Annotated in this window: 9 protein-coding genes; 1 reads left to right on the top strand and 8 read right to left on the bottom strand. The window is 38.8% G+C overall.

Going from position 1 to position 7,059, the window contains the following annotated elements; all coding sequences use genetic code 11:
• Positions 1-141: 141 nt before the first annotated feature.
• The 4 genes from EC501_RS18510 to fdhF are packed head-to-tail and all read right to left on the bottom strand — an operon-like array spanning position 142 to position 4,003.
• Positions 142-285 (bottom strand): hypothetical protein, encoded by a 144-nt coding sequence (locus EC501_RS18510; protein WP_174232701.1) that lies wholly within the window; start codon positions 283-285, stop codon positions 142-144.
• 37 nt (positions 286-322) lie between these two features.
• Complete coding sequence (locus tag EC501_RS14385) at positions 323-532, bottom strand: heavy-metal-associated domain-containing protein (protein WP_122972993.1); 210 nt, start codon at positions 530-532, stop codon at positions 323-325.
• A 17-nt stretch (positions 533-549) separates the two neighbouring features.
• On the bottom strand, positions 550-1,047 hold the full coding sequence (locus tag EC501_RS14380; protein ID WP_122972992.1) for a helical membrane plugin domain-containing protein: 498 nt from the start codon (positions 1,045-1,047) through the stop codon (positions 550-552).
• On the bottom strand, positions 1,022-4,003 hold the full coding sequence (gene fdhF, locus EC501_RS14375; RefSeq protein ID WP_122972991.1) for a formate dehydrogenase subunit alpha: 2,982 nt from the start codon (positions 4,001-4,003) through the stop codon (positions 1,022-1,024). Before fdhF ends, EC501_RS14380 begins: the two co-directional genes overlap by 26 nt.
• 249 nt (positions 4,004-4,252) lie before the next feature.
• Between fdhF and EC501_RS14370 the strand changes: the two genes are divergently transcribed.
• Positions 4,253-4,471 (top strand): PCI domain-containing protein, encoded by a 219-nt coding sequence (locus EC501_RS14370; RefSeq protein ID WP_122972990.1) that lies wholly within the window; start codon positions 4,253-4,255, stop codon positions 4,469-4,471.
• A 103-nt stretch (positions 4,472-4,574) separates the two neighbouring features.
• On the opposite strand, the gene moaD is transcribed toward EC501_RS14370, so the two are convergent.
• From moaD to EC501_RS14350, 4 genes are read right to left on the bottom strand one after another with little or no spacing between them, the layout of a single operon-like run.
• A complete protein-coding gene (gene moaD, locus EC501_RS14365) occupies positions 4,575-4,808 on the bottom strand; it encodes a molybdopterin converting factor subunit 1 (RefSeq protein WP_122972989.1) in 234 nt (77 codons plus the stop codon).
• On the bottom strand, positions 4,805-5,278 hold the full coding sequence (locus tag EC501_RS14360; protein ID WP_122972988.1) for a molybdenum cofactor biosynthesis protein MoaE: 474 nt from the start codon (positions 5,276-5,278) through the stop codon (positions 4,805-4,807). Before EC501_RS14360 ends, moaD begins: the two co-directional genes overlap by 4 nt.
• Positions 5,275-5,796 carry a molybdopterin-guanine dinucleotide biosynthesis protein B gene (gene mobB / locus EC501_RS14355; RefSeq protein ID WP_421930392.1) on the bottom strand — a complete coding sequence of 174 codons (522 nt, stop codon included), beginning with the start codon at positions 5,794-5,796 and terminating at the stop codon, positions 5,275-5,277. Before mobB ends, EC501_RS14360 begins: the two co-directional genes overlap by 4 nt.
• A complete protein-coding gene (locus EC501_RS14350; protein WP_122972987.1) occupies positions 5,760-7,049 on the bottom strand; it encodes a molybdopterin molybdotransferase MoeA in 1,290 nt (429 codons plus the stop codon). Before EC501_RS14350 ends, mobB begins: the two co-directional genes overlap by 37 nt.
• Positions 7,050-7,059: the final 10 nt, after the last annotated feature.

Genomic DNA, 7,059 nt, shown 5'->3' with positions numbered 1-7,059 from the left:
AAATTCATGGCCATTAACTAAAGAAAAAAAGAATTTACATACAAAAATAGAGAAAGGTGAATTTGAGTTTCCTCAAATTCACCTTTCCCACTATTTGAAGCTAGTTATGTCCCAGCCTCTTAAATTTGTGCTCGCTTCAAATTACTGTAACTCCTCATGTTCAAAATAAGGAAAATCACGATCCGTTCTACAGTTTTCACATACATGAAGTATTCTTGTTGAAGGTTGTTCATTATTTTCCTGTTCTTCGTTTTCTTCAAACCCACAAACTTCACATACTTTCATCTTGCTCCTCCTCCCAACAAAATCTTATCGACACATGCTAATTCAACACGTTATACCCTATATCTTTTACAGCTTGAAGAAAATCTACATGGGAGGCAGCTTTCTCATCATAAGCAAAAGTAGCCGTTTTGTTTGCTAAACTTACTTCTGCATCGCGGACTCCCCAAACTGATTCCAAAGCTTGAAGGACTTTATGAACATCTTCCTCATTTTGTAATCCTTCAATTTTAATGCTTCCCTTTTCCAATTTATCCAATCTCCTTTTTAATGTAGGTCTCGTTTATCCCTTTGAAATACCTCTCCCATCCCTTCCAACAAACCTAGCATAGTAAAGAGGGACGTCCTTACTTCATCGTTTCGAAAACTATTTCCAAGTTGCCATAAGCTGACTTTATCATTTCGATCAATTCTTTCCCCTAATTTTTCTAGACCACGAGTAACTCCATTTAGAAGGACTTGTAATTCATCCGGATTCAATTGACCAAGGAATTTGAAAGTATTCATACCGTTTTTAATTATATTATGCATACCCGGCTGGTTGACCTGTTGTATAGCAATTGCCCCTACATCAACCCGTTTTTCAAGCAAGCCATTTATTGCTTCTAACACCCCCATATCTTGGAGATGTTTAATAATTCCAATTGTTGATATAATCGCTTCTCGATTACTTGCTAAAGCAGCGATAATCTCTGAAATTGCTTGTGATTGTTCCTCTTCAGGAGTAGGAATTTCTTTTCTAATTTGCTTGATTGCTTCCGCCATATTGTTCTCCTCCTATTTCGAATAAATCTGTAATTGGGGTAAAATCATCTCGGTTCCATTTCTCCTCCACTCGTACACTAATTTGCGGCATACGATTTCCAAATCGATGATTTACCTTTGGCAACGGCGGTTCTCCCTTTTGCTCCAATACTTCCATTTTGACACCCATTTCTTTATAGTTCGGCGTATGGGTAATCAAGTCATGATAACTACTCGTTAGACGGTTAACTGCTTCAACATCTTCCCGCGTATTCATCGTCAAGTACAATTCCTTTCCTGCTACACGGTCCGTGACAATGGCTCTTACTTTAACTTGTCCGTATGGAGATGTAAGACGTACTAATGAACCGTCTTCAACGCCCCTTTCCTTTGCCAATTCCGGCGAAATTTCAAGCCATGGATGAGGAACTTTATGGGTAAGACCTTCAGATCTATACGTCATATTTCCTTCATGGAAATGTTCTAACAAACGACCGTTATTAAGGTGTAGGTCATATTCTTCTCCTGCTTCAAAAGGAGGCGTCCAATCAACTGGAACAAGCCGCGCTTTGCCATCTGGGAAGACAAATCGTTTTTCGTATAGCAGTGGCGAATCCGTACCATCCTTTTTAACCGGCCAAATTTGACTGTTGAACCCTTCCAACCTTTCATAACTAACACCTGCAAAATATGTCGCAAGACTCGCTGCTTCATCCATAATTTCACTTGGATGTTGGTAATTCCAATTCGCACCGAGAAGATTCGCAAGTTCTTGGAATATCATCCAATCCGGTTTGGAATCACCAAGGGGCTCAAACACTTTATAAAACCTTTGAATTCGACGTTCTGTATTAACAAACGTACCATCCTTCTCAAGGCTCGGGGATGCTGGCAATACCACATCAGCAAATTGGGCTGTTTTACTAAAGAACACATCTTGGACAACGAAAAATTCCAATTTCTCAAGCATCGAATCGACAAAATTCACGTTTGAATCTACCAATGCCATTTCTTCACCAAATAAATACAGCGCCTTCAGTTTGCCTTCCTTAACCCCTTCCAGCATTTGATGATTATCCAAACCTGGGTCCTTCGGTAATGTAACTCCCCATGCTTCTTCATAACGTTTTCTAACTTTGTCATCTTGAATCGGTTCATATCCAGGCAACCATGCAGGCATTGTACCGAAATCACAAGCACCTTGAACATTGTTATGTCCTCTAAGCGGATATGCTCCTGTTCCTGGGCGTCCGAAATTTCCAGTGATAAGTAGCAAGTTAGCGATTGCAGTACTCGTATCGGTTGCACCTTTATGTTGGGTAACCCCCATCGCCCAAAGTATGCAAGCCGTTTTAGACTTATGAAGCATAGTAGCTACTTGAATCATGTCATCTTTTGATAGTCCTGTTGCCTTTTCAGCATAGTCTAGCGTGTATTTATTTAAAGATTGAATATATTCATCCAAACCGTTTACCCGATTTTTTAAGAACTCTTTATCTTCCCAGCCTTGATCTAAAATATATTTTGTTACAGCGGAAATCCAAATAAGATCCGTACTAGGTTTTGGATGAATAAACAGGTTCGCACGCTGTGCTAATTCGTTTTCCCGCAAGTCTGCCACGATAAGTTTTTGTCCGTGAAGCTTATGGGCACGTTTAATACGCGTTGCAAGAACAGGATGGGATTCAGCTGGATTCGCACCGATTACAATTATCAATTCCGACTTTTCAATGTCTCTTATTGTTCCAGAATCTCCTCCAATTCCAACTGTCCGTAAAAGGGCTGCTGTTGCAGGTGATTGACAATATCTTGAACAATTATCAACATTGTTTGTCCCCATAATCGCGCGGGCAAATTTTTGGAATAGGAAATTTTCCTCGTTGGAACATTTCGATGAAGCAATATATCCGATGGAATCAGGTCCATATTGTTCTTTAATACCTGATAATTTTGACGCAATTAATTTAAGGGCCTCATCCCAAGTCGCTTCCACAAATTCATTCCCTTTACGAATTAAAGGTTTTGTTAGGCGCTCTTCACTATTGACATAATCCCAGCCCCATTTCCCTTTCACACATGTAGAAATGCCATTAACCGGTGCATGTTCTTGAGGCTCAATTTTTAAAATTTTACGGTCTTTTGTCCAAACTTCAAAGCTACATCCGACCCCGCAATACGTACATACCGTTTTCGTACGTTTAATTCTTGCCTTTCTCATCGCTGCTTCCATTTCGGAAATCGCAAAAATTTCCTTGTAGCCTGGTTCTACTTCTTTTGTTAAATCAATCATTGGTTCTAAAATTTTAGGTGGAATATTTGTTAAATAACCAGCTTCACCGAGCATGGATTTCTCCATCAATGCATTACATGGGCAAACCGTTACACAATGTCCACAACTTACACAGGAAGATTCATCAATCGGTACATCGTTGTCCCAAATCACGCGGGGCTTCTCTCGATTCCAATCAATAGTCAATGTTTCGTTTACTTGTAGATCTTGACATGCCTCTACGCATCTTCCACATAAAATACATTGATCGGGCTCATATCGATAAAATGGATGGGAGTGATCTGGTGGGTATGGCTTTGCTTCAAATTCATATTTTTGGTGTTCAATTTCCAAATATTCGGCTGTATTATGAACGACACAGTTCCCATTATTATTGTCACAAACTGTACAATACAGCTCATGATTCTTTAATATTCTAGACATTGCTTCATATTGAGCATCTTTTACAACTTTAGAATTTGTATCTACATTCATACCAGGTTGTACTTTTGTTGCGCATGCACGGACCATTTCACCATCAACATTGACAAAACATGTATCACAAGTTTGAATAGTTCCAAGATTAGGATGATAACAGATACTCGGTATATAAGATTCATTTGCCTGGGCGACTTCCAAAATGGTTTGATCAGAATGGGCCGCAAATTCTTGCCCATTAATTTGGATGGAAAATGAAGTTTGTTTCATATCATTACTCCTTATTTACAATATTTGATGGATGCTCCTACAAAACAATATTCCTCCAAAGTATGTCCAATAAATAAAGGGATAATCATGTATATTTACCTTATCGATAAAAAAACGGTAGTCTTTGCGTTAAAAATCCAATAATTTATAAATCAAATAGGCATAAGAAAAAGGCTCAAAGGTTAATCTTATAATGGATACTCTATTTGATTCATTTTTGAAATTCATTATAAGAAAGGTTTGAAAAAAATGGATAAGGAAGTATTATATGAGCGTGTTCAAAATATGATTGTTTCTTCAACGAAAAAACCGAAATACACAGCCCTTTCTACAGTAAAAATTGCAGATTTATTTGGTGTTCAGTCTGAGGATGTAGAAAAAACGTTGGATGAATTAATCAAAGAAGGACGTTTAAATAAGTCAACATTGCCTGAGCCACCAAATTATGAAATTTACCTATTACCCTAAGAGGGGCTCCAAATTCATAAATGAATTGTAACTAAAAAAAGTCGATTCCTATACAATAGGAATCGACTTTTTTAGATTTGCTCGGAATATGTTAAAGGATTTATCATCCCCCACTAATAGGTGGAATAAAGGCGACTGTATCTCCGTCTTTTACGATCATATCATCTGTTGCAAATTCTTCATTAACAGCTGCCATCATATTTTGTAAAGAAAGTTGTGGATATTGATTTTCCATCCAATCTTTCAATTGACCAACTGTATAGTCTGACACGTCAACTTTCAACTCGGATTGACCGATTGTTTCTTGTAAGTGGGCAAAAAGCAATATTTTAATCACGAGCGTTCTCCTTCCTCGCTAGGTAGATTTTTCGGATAGGGCACATTTTCTAATTGATCGCCAATCCATTCCGTCCCATCTTCCCAATATTCTTTTTTCCAAATAGGAACGATTTGTTTAATCCGATCAATTGCATATTCATTTGCCATATAAGCAATTTTACGATGGGGCGATGACACCGCAATAACGACGGCAATATCCGAAATTTCTAGATGACCAACGCGATGGGTTATCGCAGCGATCGCTTCTGGCCACTTCTCTTGTATTTCTTTAGCGATTTGCTCAAACATTTTAATCGCCATCTCTGGATAGGCTTGATATTCCAAATGGAGTGTTTTCTTCCCCTTTGTCATTTCACGTACTGTTCCGATGAAAATCGTAATCGCACCAGCGTTTCGGCTTACTACTTTTTGTCTAACTTCCTCCACGTCAATAGGTTTATCTACGATTTCAAAAAAGGATGTACTCATATTTTCCCCCTCATTTCTGCCATTAAAAATTCCATATACTGTGCTGTATCATGAATTGAGAATGTTGGATACTCTAGCGGTTTTGTTAATGGGTAAGATGGCCAATATATCACACAAATAATATTGGACACTTTTTCAAGTAAAGCTTGATCTTCTAAAGTACGTAACAGGACAACCTTCGAAAAATGTTCTTCTTTATATCCTTCTATTAAGATGATATCGGTTTTAAAAGAAGCATAAATCGCTAATATATCGTCCAGATTCCAGTTGTTTTGATGAATACTCATGCGCAAAGTACCATCTCCTTCAACTGCTGTTACCTGTGCCCCTGCCTGTTCATGACGAAAACTATCTTTTGATTCGCTCATAGGAATTCCACCATGCCCATGATGCTTGATAGTTCCTACTTTTAGGCCACGAGCCGTTGCTTCTCTAATAAGCCGTTCCATTAACGTTGTTTTTCCGCTATTTTGATAACCTACTACTTGTAGGATTTTACGATGTTGTTCCAAGGCCACTCACTTCCTTGCAAATCTTCCAACAATAACACATCGATTTGCATCCCTTTTTCGTATCCTCGAGAACCTCCAGGCAATACAATTAAGGCATTCGCTTCCACTAAGGAAGATACCGCGCTCGATTTATCAAAACCAGAAGGTACTGCAACTAATTGTCCGTTATCGTACGAAACTGTCGCTCGGACAAAACGGGTAAATGGATTTGCTTTTGTAAAATCGGCACCTAAAACAGCGGACTCTCTCCGTAAATGTGGCTGCTTATTACTAAATGCAGTGCGAATAATAGGACGAACAAAAAGTTCAAATCCAACAAAGCAAGCGGAAGGATTACCTGAAAGTCCAAATAAAACTTTCTCTCCCCGAGCAGCAACAGTCGTTACACTTCCCGGCCGCATTGCGACTTTATTAAACAATACATTGGCTTCAATCGCTTCATAAATAGCTGGCAAGTAATCATAATCACCTACAGAAACTCCTCCTGTAGTAATTAATAGATCTACTTCTTCCAAGGCGTTTTTAACAACGTCAATACATACATTCAAATCATCGCTAAATTTCCCAAAGTATTTGGCGGTTGCTCCAGCACGTTCAATTTGAGCCATCATCATATACGCATTACTATTTCGAATCTTTCCAGGTTGTAAAGATTCTCCGGGTTCAAGCAACTCACTTCCAGTTGCAATAACGCCTATAATCGGTTTTCGAAAAACAGGCACTTGGTCATAACCGAAAGTAGCAAGTAAAGCGACAGCACCTGGATTAATATATTGACCTTTTTCTAAAAGGATAGCTCCTTTTTGAACGTCCTCTCCCTTGTAGGAAATATTTGTTCCCGCTTCAAAAGTCCGTTTAATGGACATATACATCTCGTTATTTTCTTCAAAGGTATGGGCTAATTCTAGCATGACAACTGCGTCACACCCTTTTGGAATTGGAGCCCCCGTCATAATACGAACCGCTTCTAGCTGTCCTACTGTATCTTCAAATACAAAGCCTGCACCGATTTCTCCTACAACCTTAAAGGTTACAGGATTTTCTGAACTTGCATCATTACTATCCACTGACCGGATAGCAAAACCATCATAAGGTGAGCGATCAAAAGCTGGTACATCAGCATCTGCAGCGACATCTTCTGCAAGAAAACGTCCATGGGCTTGTAGTAATGGGACCAACTCTTTTTTTTCTTGAAAGGCATATTCCATCACCCGTTGAACAGCTTCCCCCACTGGGATTGGTTTTCTTTTTTCTAACATCAGGTCCACT

Source organism: Lysinibacillus halotolerans (assembly GCF_003711845.1).
Classification (GTDB): domain Bacteria; phylum Bacillota; class Bacilli; order Bacillales_A; family Planococcaceae; genus Ureibacillus; species Ureibacillus halotolerans.
Note: the sequence above shows the minus strand (reverse complement) of the source record. Positions and strands in the feature narration are given on the sequence as shown.